This window comes from Methanobrevibacter millerae, from assembly GCF_001477655.1.
GTDB classification, from domain to species: Archaea; Methanobacteriota; Methanobacteria; order Methanobacteriales; family Methanobacteriaceae; genus Methanocatella; species Methanocatella millerae_A.
Genome location: NZ_CP011266.1, coordinates 205,029 through 225,762, shown reverse-complemented (window position 1 = coordinate 225,762; position 20,734 = coordinate 205,029). Strand labels below are relative to the sequence as shown.

Annotated in this window: 19 protein-coding genes; 10 read left to right on the top strand and 9 right to left on the bottom strand. The window is 30.4% G+C overall.

Features of this window, described 5'->3' with window-relative positions; translation table 11 throughout:
* Positions 1-5: 5 nt before the first annotated feature.
* From SM9_RS00740 to SM9_RS00725, 4 genes are read right to left on the bottom strand one after another with little or no spacing between them, the layout of a single operon-like run.
* Positions 6-1,046, bottom strand: a complete 1,041-nt coding sequence (locus SM9_RS00740; protein WP_058738320.1) for an SLC13 family permease — start codon at positions 1,044-1,046, stop codon at positions 6-8.
* The gene (locus SM9_RS00735; protein ID WP_058738319.1) at positions 1,036-1,350 is read right to left on the bottom strand and encodes a TIGR04076 family protein; all 315 of its coding nucleotides are present in this window, start codon (positions 1,348-1,350) and stop codon (positions 1,036-1,038) included. Before SM9_RS00735 ends, SM9_RS00740 begins: the two co-directional genes overlap by 11 nt.
* Positions 1,347-1,916 (bottom strand): DUF6434 domain-containing protein, encoded by a 570-nt coding sequence (locus tag SM9_RS00730; RefSeq protein ID WP_058738318.1) that lies wholly within the window; start codon positions 1,914-1,916, stop codon positions 1,347-1,349. The genes SM9_RS00735 and SM9_RS00730 overlap by 4 nt, the downstream gene beginning before the upstream one ends.
* Positions 1,917-1,937: 21 nt before the next feature.
* Positions 1,938-3,128: a redox-regulated ATPase YchF gene (locus SM9_RS00725; RefSeq protein WP_058738317.1), complete on the bottom strand. Its 1,191-nt coding sequence runs from the start codon at positions 3,126-3,128 to the stop codon at positions 1,938-1,940.
* A gap of 75 nt (positions 3,129-3,203) precedes the next feature.
* Here SM9_RS00725 and SM9_RS00720 point away from each other — a divergent pair, with 75 nt between their 5' ends.
* Positions 3,204-4,070, top strand: a complete 867-nt coding sequence (locus SM9_RS00720) for a metallophosphoesterase (protein ID WP_157064615.1) — start codon at positions 3,204-3,206, stop codon at positions 4,068-4,070.
* Positions 4,071-6,164: a phage holin family protein gene (locus SM9_RS00715; protein ID WP_058738316.1), complete on the top strand. Its 2,094-nt coding sequence runs from the start codon at positions 4,071-4,073 to the stop codon at positions 6,162-6,164. It abuts the gene before it with no gap.
* On the opposite strand, the gene SM9_RS00710 is transcribed toward SM9_RS00715, so the two are convergent.
* Positions 6,150-7,001, bottom strand: a complete 852-nt coding sequence (locus tag SM9_RS00710; RefSeq protein WP_058738315.1) for an SIR2 family NAD-dependent protein deacylase — start codon at positions 6,999-7,001, stop codon at positions 6,150-6,152. The two genes, SM9_RS00715 and SM9_RS00710, sit on opposite strands and share 15 nt — an antisense overlap.
* A 1-nt stretch (position 7,002) precedes the next feature.
* Positions 7,003-7,806 carry a protein-ADP-ribose hydrolase gene (locus SM9_RS00705; protein ID WP_198144395.1) on the bottom strand — a complete coding sequence of 268 codons (804 nt, stop codon included), beginning with the start codon at positions 7,804-7,806 and terminating at the stop codon, positions 7,003-7,005.
* A gap of 129 nt (positions 7,807-7,935) precedes the next feature.
* Here SM9_RS00705 and SM9_RS00700 point away from each other — a divergent pair, with 129 nt between their 5' ends.
* The 4 genes from SM9_RS00700 to SM9_RS00685 all read left to right on the top strand — a co-directional run bounded on the left by SM9_RS00700 (position 7,936) and on the right by SM9_RS00685 (position 12,298).
* Positions 7,936-8,313, top strand: a complete 378-nt coding sequence (locus SM9_RS00700) for a winged helix-turn-helix transcriptional regulator (protein WP_058738314.1) — start codon at positions 7,936-7,938, stop codon at positions 8,311-8,313.
* A gap of 1 nt (position 8,314) precedes the next feature.
* Positions 8,315-8,962, top strand: a complete 648-nt coding sequence (locus tag SM9_RS00695) for a cobalt-precorrin-7 (C(5))-methyltransferase (protein WP_058738313.1) — start codon at positions 8,315-8,317, stop codon at positions 8,960-8,962.
* A 120-nt stretch (positions 8,963-9,082) separates the two neighbouring features.
* Positions 9,083-12,100, top strand: a complete 3,018-nt coding sequence (locus SM9_RS00690; RefSeq protein ID WP_058738312.1) for a hypothetical protein — start codon at positions 9,083-9,085, stop codon at positions 12,098-12,100.
* A gap of 3 nt (positions 12,101-12,103) precedes the next feature.
* Positions 12,104-12,298: a hypothetical protein gene (locus SM9_RS00685; RefSeq protein WP_058738311.1), complete on the top strand. Its 195-nt coding sequence runs from the start codon at positions 12,104-12,106 to the stop codon at positions 12,296-12,298.
* Positions 12,299-12,342: 44 nt separating this feature from the next.
* On the opposite strand, the gene SM9_RS00680 is transcribed toward SM9_RS00685, so the two are convergent.
* Positions 12,343-13,350, bottom strand: a complete 1,008-nt coding sequence (locus SM9_RS00680; protein ID WP_058738310.1) for an ArsA family ATPase — start codon at positions 13,348-13,350, stop codon at positions 12,343-12,345.
* A 222-nt stretch (positions 13,351-13,572) separates the two neighbouring features.
* Here SM9_RS00680 and SM9_RS00675 point away from each other — a divergent pair, with 222 nt between their 5' ends.
* Positions 13,573-14,277, top strand: coding sequence for an ABC transporter ATP-binding protein (locus SM9_RS00675; protein WP_058738309.1), 705 nt, complete (start codon positions 13,573-13,575; stop codon positions 14,275-14,277).
* Between the two features lie 4 nt (positions 14,278-14,281).
* Complete coding sequence (locus tag SM9_RS00670; protein WP_058738308.1) at positions 14,282-16,573, top strand: ABC transporter permease; 2,292 nt, start codon at positions 14,282-14,284, stop codon at positions 16,571-16,573.
* A 197-nt stretch (positions 16,574-16,770) separates the two neighbouring features.
* Here the strand turns inward: SM9_RS00670 and SM9_RS00665 are convergent, their stop codons facing one another.
* Together SM9_RS00665 and SM9_RS00660 are read right to left on the bottom strand one after the other, a co-directional pair.
* Positions 16,771-17,544, bottom strand: a complete 774-nt coding sequence (locus tag SM9_RS00665; RefSeq protein WP_058738307.1) for a DUF389 domain-containing protein — start codon at positions 17,542-17,544, stop codon at positions 16,771-16,773.
* Between the two features lie 207 nt (positions 17,545-17,751).
* Positions 17,752-18,264, bottom strand: coding sequence for a hypothetical protein (locus tag SM9_RS00660; protein WP_058738306.1), 513 nt, complete (start codon positions 18,262-18,264; stop codon positions 17,752-17,754).
* Positions 18,265-18,564: 300 nt separating this feature from the next.
* Here SM9_RS00660 and SM9_RS00655 point away from each other — a divergent pair, with 300 nt between their 5' ends.
* Positions 18,565-19,080, top strand: a complete 516-nt coding sequence (locus tag SM9_RS00655) for a DUF308 domain-containing protein (RefSeq protein ID WP_058738305.1) — start codon at positions 18,565-18,567, stop codon at positions 19,078-19,080.
* A 17-nt stretch (positions 19,081-19,097) separates the two neighbouring features.
* Positions 19,098-20,693, top strand: a complete 1,596-nt coding sequence (locus tag SM9_RS00650; protein ID WP_058738304.1) for an ABC1 kinase family protein — start codon at positions 19,098-19,100, stop codon at positions 20,691-20,693.
* Positions 20,694-20,734: the final 41 nt, after the last annotated feature.

Genomic DNA, 20,734 nt, shown 5'->3' with positions numbered 1-20,734 from the left:
TGAATTTAAATTGTTAAAAAATAATATCCCAACAAAATAATCAACAAAACAAGATTTAAAACAGTGAAAATAATAAAATATCTTATTTTAAATTCTCCATATTCACGAACAAGTATTTTAAAGGAAATGAGATTAGCCATTGATGCAATCAAAGTTCCAAAACCACCAATATTAATTCCCACAACGATTGCTTCATAATTAGCACTGAAGCCACTTAAAAGCATTGCTGAGGGAACATTAGAAATGATTTGTGATGAGACAACTCCACAGATAACCTCATTTCCGACAATCCAATGTCTGAATAATGAATTTAAAAATGAAATGTTTTCCAAATTACCTATTAATACAAACAAAGCAATGAATGTCAACAGCAAATAATAATCAACACCAAGAAAAACACGTTTGAAAAAATTATTTCGATTAAAAGAAACATTAACAAAATCAGGTAACTTTATATTATCTTTTGGAACAAAAAACATCAATATTAATAGAAAAATTACTGATAAAATAATATACGGCAACAATACTGAAAAAAATGATGTAAAGGAAATATTTGATAATGTATACATCACAATATTATGGGGAGCACCAATAGGAAGAATCATACATCCAACGTTAGCGGCAATAGTCTGTAAACTAACAGAAAATACCATCAAATCCCACCTATCGATTCTTTTTAAAGCCAGAATAGAAAATGGAACGAATATTATTAAGCTTACATCATTAGTGATAAATATGGAACTAAAAAAACATGTGAAAACCAAAACAAAAACCAAACCTCGAGTGTTTTTAGTCATGTTCAGTAATTTACGAACCAATATCTCAAAAATAGCTAAGTTCTTTAAAACTTCAACAATAATCATTATAATTAAAAGCAATATGATTGTATCCCAATTAATATAATTGAAATAATTAGCATTTGGCTTTACAAAAAAACAGGAAATAATTGCTAAAATTAAAGATATTGAAAAAACAGTTTCATCTTTAAAAAAATTAATAGCTTTATCTACAAAACCCGTCATCGTATCAAAAAGATTAGTCTGCATCTTCTTCCATCGTTTCTAAAAGGAAACTGACAGGTCTGAATCCATCATTACAGGAAATCATTGCAGATTTTTTATTTTTCATCCACCCCTCATAAAAATCACTGGCACCATTTGCCAAAGCCATCACAAAAGGAGAAAGACTTTCCCATGCACTATCACAGAAGTTATCTGGCCTTTGCCAGCCATTAGCTATGAAAACATCCCCCTCTTCAACATCACATTCATGCTCCAGAGGATTTTCATATTTATCAATCAAATCATCATGCCTGACTTTTCTCATAACGGTAATTTTAACCTTTTTCACAACAATGCCTCCAAATCAGTTCTTTCATATTTATTATGGCCTTTAATGGATTTTTTATAATTCCAACATTTAATTGCTTCACTCAACGATTTATCATTATTATCTGCAAAAAAATCTCTTATATATTGATTATATTGAAATTGCTTATCAATCTTTGTTTTTTCTTTTGAATTAATTATCATATCGTAAGCACTGATTGCATCACGATATGTTTTTTCAGGATTTGCCCTTAGCCATTTTTGGAATTTAACTTTAAATTTAAAACCTTTTCCAATATATTTTTCAAAAAACACTCTTTTGTCTTCACTGCATTTAAAATTTTCGCCCAATTTAGAATCCAAGTTAATATCAGATATATTGTTAGTGATTTTTTCTTTGATAATTGATTCTTCCAATTGTTTACCTGTAGATAAATAATGAATGATTCTTTTTTCTAAATCCTGCTTATTTCCACTTCGTTTTAATCCTTCCCTACGGCAAAAGTCTTTCAACTCCTCTTTCAAAAAATAGTATTGTGTAAATTCTTCAGGAGTTAATTCTTTAGTTAATAAATCTTTATTGGACATGATAAAAAAAGAAATGAAGTATTATTGGCGTGTAATAATACTTATAATATCCCCATCTTTAAGTTCATAATCACTGGCTACACGCATGTTTGACCTTGCATCAACAGCATGCATAAATTTATCCCCAATGTCAGAATGAACCAAATAAGCCAATTGACGTGGATTTGAACCCTGTTTAAGTAAAATTCCATCAGGCAATACATTGCCTTTTTGGTCAGTGTATTTGTGCTCATCTTGGACAGGATAAACAACAATATTTTCAAGCAAGGTAAAAATACCATAATTCAAAGCGTCCTGAATACCAGTGCTGCCATATTTATCCAATATATTAGTTTTAATATATTCCAAAGCTTTTAACTGATTATCTGACAATTCTTCAGGTTTTAATATTTCAAAGTGGTCATCACCAGGAAGATAACTTATCAACCCAGCTTCGTTAGCCCTTACCAATGCAATTTCTGATTCGGCAGATGCCGGAATTACATTAGGATATTTTTCTTTGATTCTTTTAATATTTTCTTCAGAAGTCGGCAAATCAGCCTTATTAGCCACAATCATCATAGGCTTTGCTATTTTTAAGATGTTTCTTGTTAATTCAATTAAATCTTTTTCTTCCCATTTATTGAAATCAGGATTAATATTTCTTTTAGCTTCAATAATGTCTTCAATAGCTATTCCAGTACCTGATAATTGGTCAAACAATACTTTTGCAATATCTAAATGTTCAGCACCAACCTTACGCACTAATCTAACCCAATTTCTAGACAATATTCCATACATCCACATTACAATTTCTTCTTCCAAAAATTCAATGTCCTCCAATGGGTCATGGCTTCCCATCTCCACAGGTTGGCCTTCAATATCAGTTGATCCTGATGCATCTATAACATGAATAAATACTTTAGCCTGCATTAAATCGTCTAAAAACTTATTACCTAATCCTTTTCCCTCATGTGCTCCAGGAACTAATCCTGCAACATCAATTAATTCAATAGGAAGTAATCTTTTTCCATCAATACATATTGAATTTCTAGGATTGCACGTAACACCCAATTCTTTACATGGACAGTCTTTAATAACATGTGCAACTGCTTTATTAGCATCAATTGTTGTAAAAGGATAATTAGCCATTTCAACAGCAGATGAAGTTGCTGAATTAAAAAAAGATGATTTTCCTACATTTGGTTTTCCTGTAACTGCAATTTGAAGCATAATAATCACATTTATAATATAATTTTTAAAATATAAATAGTTTCACGAACTTATCTAAAAAATAAGGTGAAAATATTGGTAAATGAAAGACCTCCAGCAATGATGATTAGACAAGGATTTCAAACATTTATGACACAAACAAGAGGATCTACAAAATTTAAACCAGAACTCTTTGATTTAGTTAATGTAAATGTTAAAATTAATGATTTGCCATTTACATTCCATAATTATAGGATAATTAACCTGACAGATATTCATTTAGGCCAGTGGATCAGCCCAGAATATTTGAATGGGGTGACAGATTACGTTAATAGCTTAAACCCAGACATGATTACACTAACGGGAGATTACGTTTCCTATATTTTAGAAGGTTATGAAGACGATTTATTAGATTCCTTTAAAAAATTAAAAGCAAAAGACGGAAAATTTGCCGTTTTAGGAAATCATGACCATTGGGCAGGTGCAGATGAAATTAGAGAAATACTTAAACAATCAGACATTGTTGATTTAAGCAATGATGTTTATACTCTTGAAAAAAAAGGAGAAAAACTAAACATTTCAGGTGTTGACAGCCTCACTGTTGGAGCGGATGATTTTGACAAGGTTCTTGAAAAACTTCCAAATGATGGTGCAAGCATATTGCTTGTTCATGAACCTGATTTCGCTGAAATTTCATCAAAAACCAATAGATTTGATTTGCAGATGTCCGGCCATTCACACGGAGGCCAACTTGTAATTCCTGGAGTTAAAACAACTCCATTCAGATGCTCATATTCCATCAAATATCCTGTGGGAGCATATAAAGTTAAAAACATGATTCAATATACAAGTAAAGGACTTGGAACAAACTCTTTTTGGCTTAGAATAAACTGTAAACCCGAAATTACACAGTTCTATCTCAAAACAACAAAAAGAAAAAATATTGAAATTAATGGAGAATAAATGAATATACATAATTTAATCAAATCCACCATAATAATTATTTTAATGATAATTGCGAGCATGGCGACAATTATCGCATTTTCTTTAATATTTGATACGTTTAAATTAGGAAATTGGTATAATTCTTTTATTATAACAATTGGAGTTATAATAGCCAATACAATATTATGGCCAATTTTAAGAAGACTATTAATGAAATTCATTGTTTTGACTTTTGGAATTGGCGCATTAATAGTGAATTCATTAATATTTTATGGAGTTTGTTGTCTAATTCCTGGAGTTTCACTTGAAGCTACAGATGCTTTTTTAATTCCATTGTTAATGGCCATAGTAAACACGCTTATCTCCAATATAGCAGACATTGATTATTATGATTCATATACTTCCAGAGTATCAAACTACGTATCCAAAGAAAAAAAATCATACGAACAGAAATTTCCCGGTTTAATAATGCTTGAAATAGATGGGCTTTCAATTGAGATTCTGAAAGAAGCCATCGATAAAGATATGATGCCTACGGTTAAAAAATGGATAGATAATTCACATACATTGAAAGAATGGGAAACGGACTTATCTTCTCAAACTGGAGCAAGCCAGGCAGGAATATTGCACGGAAACAATGAAAATATTGTTGCATACAGATGGGTTGAAAAGGAAAATGATAACCAAATTATGGTTTCTGGAAAATTGGCTCACGCTCCAATAATTGAAGAGAGAATAAGTGATGGAAATGGATTATTATGCGATAAAGGAACGAGCATAACAAATATGTTTACTGGAGACAGTGATAATCCTATATTAACCTCATCAAGATTTAAATTATTGACTTTCAGTTATAATAAATCATTGAATGTGGTCTTTTTGGAATCATACTCATTTCAAAGAATCATTATTTTATTCCTATGGGAAATATTAGTTGAGATAAAATCCCAAATAATCCATAAAATAAAGAATATACAACCAAGATTAAGAAGAAACATAATTTATGCTACAATTCGAGCAGGAGCAAATGTACTTTTACGTGAAGTTGCAACTGAAACATTGATTGCAGATATGTTGAAGGGTGAAGTTAACAGTGCCTATGCAAGTTATGTGGGCTATGATGAAGTGGCACACCATTCAGGAATTAATGATAATGACATTTGGAATGTATTAAAACAAATTGATCTTCAATTTAAAAGACTTGAAAAGGCTGAAAAAAGCTGTGAAAGAAATTATGAATTTGTAGTGTTATCCGATCACGGCCAGGGAAATGGTGCAACATTTAAACAAAGATATGGAATAACATTAGCAAATTATGTAAGAAGATTACTTCCAGATGATATGAAAACCTACGATAAAAATCAGTTTATTACAGACCACTTTAGAGACGCATTTATTCCAGAAAATAAACAAATTGGAACAATAATCAACAAGGTTGATGATATTAAGGAAAGAGATTTCTTTTCAGATAAATTGGAAAACATAAAGGAAAAGACACCTGATTTCATAAAGATAGAAGAGCTCAAATCCAAATATCAAAACGACCTAGACTATATTAAAACTCATAAGAGTAAAGAGCAAACAACCAAAAAAGCAAAAAATTCCGAATTGATAGTGTTAGGTTCTGGAAATCTGGGATTGATTTATCTGACACAGTGGACAAAGAGGTTAAATTATGAGGAAATAGTAATGCTATTCCCAAATCTGATTCCTGGCCTTGTAAAACATAAAGGCATTGGATTCATATTGGTTGATTCGTTCACCAATGGTCCGATGGCTATTGGAGCAGAAGGTATTTATTATTTGAATACTGATAGAATAGAAGGAAAAAATCCATTGGAAAACTTTGGTAAAAATGCTGCAATGCATTTAAAAAGACACAATAAATTCAAAAATATGCCAGATATTTTAGTAAATAGTTTTTATGACCCTAAAACTGAAGAAATATGTGCATTTGAAGAATTAATTGGAAGCCATGGTGGACTTGGAGGAAGTCAGACAAGACCATTTATTTTATATCCATCAAACTGGGAAGATCCAGAAGAATTAATTGGAGCAAAATCAATTTATGATTTCTTAAAAAAAGAAATTGATGAATTAAAGAATTCTTGAAAGCCAATAATCAAATATTTCATCCATATCTTCATCAAAACTTATAGTTTTGGATGCATTTTCCTTAATTGCTTCAGGATAATCTCTGTTTATCCTAATTAATGTTGCATTTTCATTATCATAAGTCCATTGTTCAAAAGGATATTTGATAATTGAAGGAGTGTTGAAACCTACGCCCAACTCTAAAAATACGATATTATTTTCCTTTATCTTACCTAAAAAGTCACTGTATCTTTTATTTGCATCATACCAATTTTTATCCTGGACAAATAGATTATCCTTTCTAAGATTCGTTTCCATCTCTTCACCACAAACAGGACATTTAGGAACTAAATTCGTAGGAATTCTGCAATCTTCGGTTTTTTCAACCATTTCTTTAATTATTTCCTCATTATAATATAATTTATCATGACAAGCATCACCACACTGCAAAAGTCCATAATCCCCCTGTGTTGCAAAAATTCTTTCATCTTCAAAACCATTAATCCAAAATTGATGTTCGACATTAGTAGTGATTACAAAATAATCCTTATTTTCCACCAATTTTAATAATTTTTTGTATAATTCAGTTTCTCCTACCTGAAACCTGTTAACATTAATATGACGAGCCCAATAAGCCCATTTTTCTTCAGATGTTTTGAATGGATAAAAACCTGAGGAATACATATCAGTCATCGAATATTTGGCGATGAAATCCTTAAAATTATCAGTAAAACGTTTCCCCCCATACTCGATACCTGCAGCTGCAGATAAACCCGCCCCTGCACCAATCACAATATAATCCGCTTCATCAATAGCTTTTTTAGCTTTATCTAACCTAAATACAAAACGATTCATATTAATCACCAAATAAAATATTTCTATAAATCAAATAGTCATCATCACTAAAAACATTAAAAATTATGTGTTCCAGAGAAGTTTCATTATTCTTTAAATAATCTTTCATGGCATTAACCGCAATATTTGCAGCTTCTTCTTTTGGAAAATTAAAAACTCCTGTTGAAATACAGCAAAAAGCAATAGATTTTAAATTATACTGGCTTGCAATATCCAAACAAGAAATATAACAGTTTTCAAGTCTTTTAAAATCCAATTCACTTGGTTTGGAATTTTGAGGAATTGCCGGGCCAACAGTATGAATTACATAATTAGAAGCCAAATTGTAAGCATTTGTTATTTTAGCTTTACCAATATCCTCATCCTTATTCTGCAATTTCATAATCTTGTCGCATTCCAGCCTCAATTGAATGCCGCTGGCTGAATGAATTACATTATCAATACAATTATGCATCGGAATAAAACATCCCAATAGCTTGGAATTAGCTGCATTTACTATAGCATCCACTTTTAAATCTGTGATATCTCCTTTCCAAAGCATTAACTTTCCTTTAAATTCACCAATGTCTTCAACACCAACCAAATCTTTCGACAATATTTCATTTGTCAAATATTCATCCTGAACATCTAAAAATTCTTCACTAATAGGAATTGGTGGCCTTACATTCATTAGTGAACGGAGCAAATTCTTTTTTTGAATAATATCTTCTGGGATTTCAATATTTTCCTGTCTTTCATCAATCAAATAATTTAAAAGATATTCCAATTGCTGATTTGTATCTATTTTAATTCCTCCTTTACTCAATTATATTATTAAACATATTTAAATGATTTTTGTAACTGAAAAGGAACTAAGTTACCTTAAAGTAACAGATTATAAACAACATATTTAATATTTAGAAAAATTAAAATTATGATAAGTAGGTGATTTTTCATGCCTGATGAAATAGTTTGTCCAGTAGATAGAACTTTAAGTTTAATTAATAAAAAATGGAGTATTCAAATAATAAGAGATTTATTTTTTGGAAAAAAACATTTTAAAGAATTTAAAGAAGGAAAAGACATTAGCAATAAAGTTTTATCAAGTTGCTTAGCAGATTTGGAAAAAAACGGATTGATTGAAAAAAAAGTTTTAGATACTAAGCCCATAAGTACAGAATACTCATTGACAGACTATGGAAAATCCATGAATAGAATTATCTATGAATTAGCAATGTTCACATTAGCTGATGAAAAGGACAAAGTCTACAGCGAAAAAACAAAAGAACAATTAAAGGAAAATTTTAAACAAACTTTAGAAATTGATGATTAATATGTCTGGAAAAATATTTATTATAGGAATTGGGCCTGGTGCAGAAGAATATTTAACTTTAAAAGCTGTAAACTGTGTTAAAAATTGCGATTATACAGTAGGAAGTGCCCGTGCAATTGATTTGTTCCGTGACGTTAAAAATACAATTGCATTCAATGTGAAAGATTTAGTTGATAAACTTGAGGAAGGTGTTGAATTAGCAGTTTCAGGCAATAGTGTTGCTATTCTATCAACTGGAGATCCTGGATTTTCTGGCGTTTTAAATACAGTTCTAAGAATTTCTAAAGAAAAAAATTTTTCAAAAGACAAAATTGAAGTGATACCTGGAATTAGTTCCCTTCAGCTTGCAGCTGCCAGAAATCACATTCAATGGGATAACGCTAACGTAATGACATTTCACGGACGAGAAAATATTGAAGATATTTTAGAAGTTATTGATAATGGAAAAATAACTATTGCACTTCCTTCAAGAAAAGTGAAAGACATGGCACAGTTTTTACTTGACAACGGTGTAAGCGAAAACCGACAGGTTACTGTCTGTGAGAGACTTTCATACCCTGATGAAAAAATTGTCTCAACATCATTAAAAAATATTGCAACAAGCGAATTTACTTATATGTGCATTATGGTCATAAGTAGTAAAGATTAATGTCAAAAATTCATTTTAATAAACATTTACTTTTTAAATTTTAAATTAAAACATTAATATTAATTTAATCATAGTTTGAGTGTTAATTTATGAAAAAAATTAACAGGCTTGGTTGATACTATGATTAAAAAAATTAACATGATAGTTTTAATTTTCCTAACTATTTTTTTAATAAGCACTGTTTCAGCTACAGAACTGGAAAATAAAACCTTAACAACAGAAATCACACAATCCGAATACATTCATATTGAAACAAATGATATTGAAATGTATTATAAAGATGGGACTCGATTTGCGGCCGAAATTCATGATGAAAACATGGCTCCCCTAAACAATACTGAAGTGTCATTTAATTTAAACAATATGACATATTCAAGGAAAAGTAATGAAAATGGACAAGCATCTATTGCTATCAACTTAAATAGTGGAAAATATAATGTGACTACAAAAGTAAACGAGATTTCAGTGAACAATTCAATCAATATTAAAAGTACAGTTTACGGAAGTGATGTATTTAAGATTTATAGAAACTCAACGCAGTATTATGCTAAATTTTTAGATATCAATGGTGAAACATTGAAAAATACTGAGGTTAATTTTAATATAAACGGTGTATTTTATAAAAGAACAACAAATGAAAGTGGCATAGCCAAATTAAATTTAAATTTGGGACAGGGTGAATACATATTAACTGCAATAAACCCGAAAAATAATGAAATGGCTAGTAATATCGTCACGATACTGCCCAATATAATAAATAACAGGGACATTGTGAAATATTATAGGAATGACACAAAATATTCCGTCACCCTTCTTGAAAAAAATGGAGAAACAAGCAAAGCAGGAAAAGAAGTGGTGTTCAATATAAACGGCATATTCTACAAACGCCAAACCAACGATTCAGGCATTGCAAGTCTTAATTTAAATTTAAATCCTGGAGAATATATCATAACTGCAGAATATGAAGAATGCAAAGTTTCAAATAACATTAAAATTTTACCTACATTAATAACAAATGACCTGATAATGTCATATAAAGATGGGACAACATTTAATGCTTATTTAATTGATGGGTCAGGACAGCCAAAAGCATATGATGTAGTAACTTTTAATATTAATGGAATTTTATACAAAAGAACAACAAATGAAAGTGGAATTGCTAAATTAAGCATAAATCTCCAAGAAGGAGATTACATAATAACTTCTGAAAATAATGATTTAAAAGTATCAAATAATATAAAGATTTCCGCACAAAAAACACAGGAAATTATAAAGAATACTAATTTCACATATGAAATAAAACTACCAAATTATGTGAATATCACATTTCCATATGTTTTTGAAAATAGTTTTTATTCCATAAAAAGCGGTATTAATGGAATTATTAGAATAGAAAAAAACCAATTATTTGAAATAGAAATTGGAAATAAAACACATATATTTTCAACATCATTTATGCCAGAATATTCTGCCAAATATTTAGGGTCAAAGTACTGGTTATTACCATTTGACAACAGTCCGGCCCAACACAACTATAAATTGGAAAATTTAACCGGAAATGGAATCATATTATATAGAAGCACGAATTTTACCCATTTTATTTATAGAAATAATTGCAGCAGCAATATTGAACAATTTGGTGCGTATATTGATAAATTCATTGATAATAGTGAAATCATTAATTATATACAAAATGGAGAAAATATTGCTAAAATCAAATTCCAGACAATGGGCTTCGATGAAATTGGTTTAAAATACACTTTATCCAAATATTATGGAAAAATGATATATGATTTTGAATATAAAAGTTATAGTTCAATAACTAATGGAGAAATAGATAAAATCAAATTTGCAAAAACTAATGAATCAGTAATATTCGATTACTTTGGCAAAAAAATTGTCGGCATTTTAAAAGAAGAAGATATCATGACAAAATTCAATTCCGAAAATTGTATTGAATTTGAAAAATCAGAACTGATTACTTACGGATTAAGTGATAAATACAAAGGAGACTTTGATGTTTTACAATCTTTTACAATAATTAACAAAAAGATAAGCGATAATGATATTGATGAATGGATCAATAAGGAAGTTGAATATAAATCCAATGTTGGAATGCAAAGCATATATACAATGTTTTTAACATCATTAAACACAGCATACCTAAGCGATAAACTATCAGACAATATGACAATGAACACAAACATGAAATGGTCCAGAACAAATAATACAGTCATTCTTGGATCAATGAACTGGAAAGAAACATTCATGCATATTTTGACCCCGGATATGGGAAGATCAATACAGGGGGACGATGAAAGTGACATTATTAACTTCCGCTTTGTTAACTCAATTTTATTATCAAAAATTGAACAAAACTCCCTTCTTCCAATAGCACAGGATGCTGAAGACAACATCACATCCGTATTTGATGATATTTTTAATTCACTTAAATCATTTAAAGCAAGTATTGTTTTTTACAACAATACTGCAATAATAAGTGATGAAGGTGGAAATTCAAGTTTTGTAATTGATTTAAACACCGGTTTAGTAACACCATTATTCATAAAAGATGATTTTGCATATAAGGGCATTAGTGTGACGAGAGACTGTGGATTATGCAGCATTAACAGCATGATGAATTCAATGATGCATAAAATTAATAATGGAATTGGAGAATTAAACAATATTTTAAATTATATTGGGGACAATATTCAACCATTGACAAGTATAGCATTCAAAGGAACATTATTAGCAAAAGGTATTGTTGGAGCTTTGATTGGAGGAAGTTTAACAGTGGGATTGAGTCTTATTGGAACAGCAACCAGTTTACAATCAATTGGAGTCTATATTGTAGATAATTATTTAGATGAAAAAGATAAACATGCAGCCTATGACCACGTTACTTTCACACGCCCAGGATATTTGCAGAATACAAAAATATACAATATCCCAAAAGAGGATGGAAGTGTCGATTACCTTGAAATTCCGATAAAAAAGGATAATTCTTTAGATAGGGATAACGTGAAATATATAAGTAATGGAAATGTTAAAACATTATCTAAACAAGAAACTTACAACTATTTCAATGAGGAAACATGGGATCCATTCAATGTTCCACAAAAATACTGGAGATAAAACATGAAATTAGACAAAGTAAAAGAAAATTGGTCCAAACTGCCAATAATTATTAGAATCCTATTTATCCTGCTAATCATTGCATTTATCTATGATTTAATTACAGGTCATGCATTTAGTATATTCTTCAGCATATGCCTGCTTCTATTAATAATTGCGGAATTTTATTATTGGTTTACTAATAAAAAAGAAGAATGAAATTTTTAAAGTTAAAATTGAAAAATTTTAACTTATTTAATTTTTTAAAGCTGAATAGCTTCTTGAGTCACTTCATCATTATCCTTATCATCATAAAGAATATGTGCCAAGTTCAATAATTTTTCCTGACCTTTAACTTCATCTTTAAATAAAGGAACCTCAGCGACATGCTGATTAGCAAATTTTTGGTCGATTAAAGCTAAACGTTTTTGCTGCAATTTATGTCTTGAATGACAAAAATCACAATCACAAATATCCGGCATGACCTGATTTACAATAACACTATCTACATTCATTTCATTTTTCTCCAATGCTTCAAGTGCTCTTTCAGATTCATAAATAGACATTTCTTCTGGAATTACAACCATTTTAAATGAAGTCCTATCCGGATCAGACAATACTTTTTTAGCTTCATCTATTTGTTCTTTGGTTCTTTTTAAATCTTCAGCAGTCTGTGGATTGTCAACTGCGTCCATAAATGGCATGATATTCTTTAATGAATTAGCAACAGACCCTAATTTAGCTTTAGCCATCATAGCCTTACCTACCCATGAATCCATTACTTCAGGAAATGACAACAATCTTAAAGTGTGTCCTGTAGGTGCAGTATCAAATACAACAACATCATATTCATTTGAAGTCATTACAGATAAAAATACTTCAAAAGCTGCAACTTCATCAGCACCCGGTGAAGAAGAAGCCAAATCCATTTGGTCAGTTAAAAAGTCAAGTCCCCCAAGCATGTCATCAGAAGCATTATTCTTTTGAGCCTCTAATGCAGTTTGCTTTTCTGCCATCGCTTCATCCGGGTCAATTTCAACAGCATACAAATTTGTTTTAATTTCTCTTGGATAATGTCCAATAGGAACTTCTAGTGAATCTGAAAGTGAATGAGCAGGGTCAGTAGAAACAACCAATGTTTTTTTACCTTGTTCAGCTAACCATAAAGCAGTTGCTGAAGAAATGGATGTTTTTCCAACACCACCTTTACCACCAACAAAAATGAAAGTTGTTTTATCTTTATTAAATTTAAAATAATCTCTAAATGCCAAAAAATCACCTCGAGTATAAAAATTAGTTTTAGTAACTAAATGTAATTTTAATTTCTTATAGTATATAAATTTAGTTATTAATGCATCACCCCAATTTTTATTTTATTTTATTTTACAAGAAGCATTTGATTAAATTCTAAAAAAATATATTATATGAATTGACAAAATAGATTATATACTTAATAAAAATATATTATTTCAATAACAAAAAAAGGTATTAAAATGAACAGTTTAATAAAACTAAGTAATGTTTCAAAAGAATATAAAACTGGAAATCAAATTGTTAAAGCTGCAAACAATCTTAATTTTACAATTGATCAAGGCGAACTAATAGTGATTCTTGGACCATCAGGAAGTGGTAAATCAACACTCCTTAATCTTTTAGGAGGTCTTGACAAGCCCACAAGTGGGGAAATAATAATTGATAACGAAAACATAACCAATTTTTCAGATAAAGAACTTACACGTTATCGTGCAAAAGAAATAGGTTTCATTTTTCAATTCTATAACTTAATCCCAAATTTAACGGCATGTGAAAATATTGAGATTATGAATGATGTGGTTGATAAAAATATAGATGGAAAAGAGATTTTAACCCAAGTAGGATTGTCACAACATTTTAATAAATTTCCATCTGAACTATCAGGGGGTGAACAACAAAGAGTATCAATTGCAAGAGCAATAGCTAAAAAACCAAAAATGCTTTTGTGTGATGAACCTACTGGTGCACTGGATTCCCATACCGGAAAAATTATTATTGAATTACTGATTAATCTATGTGAAAGTGAAAATACAACAGTTATTATAGTAACACACAATAGTGAATTCGGAAAGGTTGCAAACAGAGTTATTCACATCAAAAATGGTGAAGTTGAATACATTGAAACAAATGAAAATCCTCAGTCAGTAGATGCTATAAATTGGTGATTTGATGTTATTTAAAAAGATGCTTCGTGATATGAAAGAAAATAAAATGCAGTTCATAGCCATTTTTTTAATGTCATTTATAACATTACTTGCATTTGCGGGAATAGGATCAGAAGTTCAGGGTCTACAGACCAACCTCAACAATTATTATGAAGAAACAAATATGGCAGATTCATATATACTCGGAAGCAATTTCAATGAAACAGTTATTAAAGACATTCAAGATATGAATTCAACAACAGGCATTGAAAGTCAGTTCGTTGTAAAGTCAATAGCTGATTTGGAAGATGAACCGCGAGTGACGCTGCATTTTTTAGCCAAAAACGACATATCAAAATATTATCCAGTTGAAGGAGGAAATATTGACTTCAACGATAAAGACGGCATTTGGTTAGATGCAAGATTTGCTGAAGTAAAGAATTTAACCATTGGAGACAATATCTCATTAGACTTTAATGGAATAACACTAAACAAAACTATCCGAGGACTCGGATATTCTCCAGATTATGTCTACGAAGAACCAGAAAACGGTTTAATTTCAGACTTCAAATACCAGGGATTCGGATATTTGTCAGATAAGGCATACCCCGGTACAAACATGCCACACAACAAGCTGTTACTGACCACCAATACCAACAACACAAACTATTATAATCAGATACATAAAATGCTTGAGGACAAAGGATATAATGACATTCTAAATAGTTCATCTTTTATGCCAAGAGAAGACAGTAGCAGCGACAAGCAAATACAAGATGAAATCAATCAGCATGTCATTTTAGCAGTGATGTTTCCAATCATTTTTGTTGTTGTTGCACTTCTGATTCTATTAACAACAATGACCCGTATTGTCAATCGTCAAAGAACACAAATTGGAACTTTAAAAGCGATCGGTTTTGAAAACAGGCCGTTAATAATTCATTATTTATCTTACGGTTTTTATTTAACATTAATTGGTAGCGTGCTGGGAATAATAGTCGGACACAATACAATACCATACATCTTTGTTGACACAATGAAGTCATTTTACACATTGCCTAACTGGGATCCTGGATTCAATATGAGTTTCATATATGTGGCCGTTTTAATTGTTTTAGGTTCACTGTTATGTTCATACTTTGCAGTTTCAAGTATTATCAAGGAACCTCCGTCAGCAACTCTAAAAGCAAAGCCTCCTAAAATAAATAAACTTGGATTTATTGAAAATACAAGAATATGGAACAAATTAGGATTTAACCTCAGATGGAATATCAGAGACATAAACCGGAATAAATTAAGGGCCGTCATTACACTATTTGGAGTAATTGGTTGTACTGTACTCCTAATTTCAGCATTTGGTATGCATGATGGAGTCAATGACTTAAAAACCTGGAAATATGATGATATAAACCACTACGGAACACAACTTGTTCTACAGGATAACATTTCCCAGACACAAATAGATTCAATAATTGATAAAGTTAACGGTACTCCATTAATGACAAAATCTATTCAAATTGAAGTTAATGGTGTTAAAAAAACACGAGTACTGAGTGTTTATGATAAAACGGAATTAATAACTCCGACTGACAAGAATAGGCATGAAATAACATTACCAGAAAACGGAGTATCCATTTCACAAAAGACTGCAGACCAATTTGGTTTAAAAGTTGGTGATAAAATAAAATGGCATCTGTATGGTAATGAGACATGGATAAACTCTACAGTTGAAGCCATTTATGGTGATCCTTCAGTTCAAGGAATAACAATCACACCAGATTATGCCGAAAAACTCAATATGACATTTAAACCTACAGAAATAGTTACAAAAGAAAATACTGCAGATAAATTTGATGGTGTTGGAAGTGTCAACGATCATGAAGACCTAATAAAAAGTTGGGATAAGTTTACACAAACGGCAAATCTGCTGATTATGATACTTGTAATATTTGCAGTGATATTAGCAGTTGTTGTTCTGTACAGTTTAGGTCTTTTAGGATTTACTGAAGTGGAAAGAGACATGGCAACATTGAAAGTTTTAGGATTCCAATTAAAAGATCTGAGAAAACTGTTCATAACACAATATTTAGGCATATCTCTTGTCGGTTTTTTAATTGGAATTCCGACAGGATATTATGTTTTGGAGTCCATCAGATCCAATTCAGATACCCTGTATTATCCAGTAGATTATTCCCCAACTACTATAATAATAAGCTTTGTAATAACAATAATTGTATCTGCAATCGTTAATATGTTGCTTGCAAACAAACTCAAAAATATTGATATGGTCGAAGCCCTTAAAAAAGAAAGGGAATGACCATTGAATAACTATTGATTTACTGCTAGTTATGATTTCCTTAACTTAACAGTTAATATAATCAATAGTTAACTTTTTTATTTTAATTTAATGAATAGGTATTTGCATTAACTACGGCTTATTTGAAAATCAAATATTATTTTAAATTAAGATATACATTGAAAAGTTAAATTGGTGATGGTTGATTATGTTAACATTTAATGTACCATGAAATAAACTGCCACTATACTAGGTATCGCAATTAGAATTGTATTACGAACCATACGGAAACGATGTCTTCTCCATTCTTTTTCAGTTAATTCCTTAGTTTTTGGGATTTTTAAAATAGTTAAAATCATACTAGCTGAGAGGAAAATGAAATACGCATTCAATATAAATAAATATCCTGCTCCAAGAAGCATGTCCAATCTTCCGTTTGCAATCGCATATCCACAGGTACATAATGGGGGCATCAAAGCTGTTGCAATAGCTACACCCGGAATAACAGTGTTTGTTTTATCAATTCTGGTTTGCCCGATGATTCCTGCAAGTCCCCCAAAGAATGCGATGAGCACATCATAAAATGATGGAGATGTTCTTGCAAGCAATTCAACAGTTGGTTCTTTAACCGGAGATAGGAAAAAGTAAATCGTTGCAGCAGCAACACTTATTCCAACCTGCATACCTAAACCAATCAAATGATTTCTAAGTAATGAATAGTCCGCAGACACGTTTCCATAAGCAGAAGCAAGAATACTTCCCATTATCGGTGAAATCAGCATTGCACCAATAATTACTGCAGTTGAATTCATATTAAGACCAACTGATGCAATTATCATTGCACATACCATTACACACATATTAGTTCCAGTTATTTTTCCACCATCCAAGAGACGTTCACGAATTTCCTCATGTGATGCCGAATCTTCAGATAATGAAAATGCCTTTCTGACCTTTTCTTTCATTGTCTCGTTTTGCTCTTTTAAACTCATATTGCCATTTCCTATGCCAACACATATACTTTATCTGGTGTTGACTATTGATATTCAAAAAAAATCAGCTCAATAAATGAAATTATTAATCCTTATTTAATAATTGGTATTGGTATTAATTAAAAGTATGCCATTTAGTTTTTTTTTAGTAACAAATCCCATGAAAAATAAAAAAAGAAATCATTAAAAAAAATTTCAATGATAAGATTATTCTTTAGCTTTAATGTTTAAAGTTTCTTTTTCAATCTCAATTCTTTCATCTAAGATAGTTGAAACTTCATCCATTTCATCTTTAACAACTGAAAGATCTTCTTCAATAGATATTAATTCAGCTACTTTTTCCATGTCTTTTTCTAGATTTTTGATTAGCTCGTTTTTAGCTTTTTGCATTTTTAACTGAGCGTTAATTAAGATTTCTTCTAGATTATTTTCTGCTTTGAACAAAATGAATTCGATAGGTTTTTCTTCATTTTCTAAAATTTCTTTATCAACTGCATCTAATAATTTAGCAATATCCTTTTCAACATCATCTTCAGCTTTATAGATTTTTTTAATAGCTATTTCAATGTGTTTACTTATTTTTTTATCAGTGTATGACTCTTTTAAGTTTAATTTTCTTTCTTCATGATTGATTTTAGCTTGTTCTTTTTTCTCTTGTAATTTTACTTTTTTTTCATCAAGTTTTACAGAAAGTTTTTCTTTTTTCTCATTCAAATTCATAATAACACCATCATTTATTAATGAACAAATACTTTTTTTATATAAAATGAATAATGAAACTTTTGATTTAATCAATATTTTTCATTAAAAAATATAAAAATTATGCTGTCATCTATAAATTAATGATAATTTTTCTAAGAAAAAAATCAAATTTTAAAAAAAATAATAAAAATATTAATAAATAAAAAAAATAAAGGAAATATTAAATTAATTAAAAATAATTAATTTAAAATAAAACTAATTTCTCAAAAAAAATAATTTTGATAAAAAGTTTTTAATATAAAAAAAATGGTGATTTAAATGGATTTCAAAAGAATACTAGGAATTTTATTTATCATATTGGGTTTAATTTTTATAATTTTCCCACTTTTTAGTGCAAGTGCAGTATCCTTTATTGCAGGAATTTCTTTAATTGCATTTGGATTTGCTGCTATTATTGATGGATTTTCTGTATTTAGCATGATGACTCATATTACAATAATTGAAGTATTATTGGGAATACTTTCAATACTTCTCGGAATATTATTTATTTATAGTATTGATGCATTATCTTTTATTGTTGGATTGCAATTTTATTTGATTGCTTTTGTACTGATATTCATTGGTGTAATGGGTATATTTTCAAGACCTGGGGCAATGGCAAAACTTGGTTCAGCAGTGATTTTGATTTTAGGTATACTAACTGTTTTCTTGGCTGCTTTTTCAGCTGCACAACCTTTATTTGTTGCAGTTCTCGTTGGAGTAGGATTAATTGTAGATGGTGTAATCTTGGTGTTTGTCCCATCTTTTGATGAAGCTAGAGCTATTGAAGGTTAATCAATTGGGTGATGTTTGTGGATAAGGCAACCAAAGAACGTTTGCATGAAATTAGGGAAGCCATAAAAAAATATGGTTTCGATAAGATTTTAGGTCAAACTGCAAAAAACAAAATTCGTTCAAAAGGTGATGATGAAGCAAATGAACTTTTATGGGATGATGAAATTCCTGTAAAGTTAAGATTAATGTTTCAGGATTTGGGAACCACTTTCATCAAGCTAGGGCAACTGTTAAGTACAAGGCCTGATGTTGTTGGCGAAAAAATTGCAGATGAACTTGCAAACTTACAGGATGACAATCCACCAATAACATATGAACAAGTTAAATCAATTGTTGAAGAAGAACTTGATGGTAAAATTGAGGATTTATTCGAAGATTTTAATCATCAGCATTTGGCTACAGCTTCCATTGGTCAGGTTCATGAAGCTAAGTTGATTACTGGTGAACATGTTGCTGTAAAAATCCAAAAAGAAGGAATCACAGATAAAATTGACCTTGATGTGAGGATATTAAAATATATTGCTAATCGTGCGGATAAATTTAATTCAGATCTTAGAAAACTAAACTTGCCTGGAATCATGGATGAGTTTGACCGTTCCATCCACAAGGAAATCGATTACAATAATGAATTCATGAATATGCAACGCATTGAAATGAATTTTGAAGACAATCCTAATATCCATATTCCGAGTACCTACGCCAATTACTGTTCCTCAAAAGTTTTAACTATGGAATTCATTGAAGGCACAGATTTAAATGATGTATATGCAAGTACTGGTGATGAATTTGACAAAAAACTCTTGGCGAAAAATGTTATAGATTCTTATCTCCAGCAACTTTTCATTGACGGATTCTTCCATGGCGATCCACATCCGGGTAACATCAAGATTTTAGAAAATAATGTGATATGTTATCTTGATTTGGGTATGATGGGATCCTTTGATGAGAAATTCAAACGCGATCTTTCAGAAGTGGTGCTGCTGTTTATGGACCAAGATGTCGACGGGTTGATTAATCAGCTGATGTATATGGACATACTGGACTATGACATTGATACAACCACTTTAAGAAGAGACTTGAATGATTTATTCGGAAGATACTTTGGTGTACAGTTAAATCGTTTTGATGGAGTATTAGAAGCACTTCTTAGCCTTATGCAGGAATATGGAGTTATTCTTCCAAATGAAGTCGTCACTATGGCAAGAGGATTATCTATGATTGAAGCTATTGCACACAATCTTGATCCTGAAATAGATGTTTTCGCAGAATTAAAACCTGTTGCTAAACGTATTGCCAAACAGAAACTTGATCCTAAAAGATATTTTAAAGGCAAAAAAAGTAATGCAATCCTGTATGGACATATGATTCAGGCATTGCCTGGTCTTCTTACAAGAACAATCCATAAGATTGATAATGAAGAATTGCAATTCAGGTTTGAAGTTGACATTACTGACAAGGTTTCAATTATTGCATTGATTTCAGCACTCATAATCGGTTCTTCAGTGGTTTCTTTTGGACCAAGATTATTCGACATGCCAGTAATTTCTTTGATTGGTTATATAATAGCTATAATATTAAGTGTTATAGGCATGAGAAAATTTGTTTTAAAATAATGGGGAAATCAATTCCTCAATACTTATTTTTTTAATTTAAA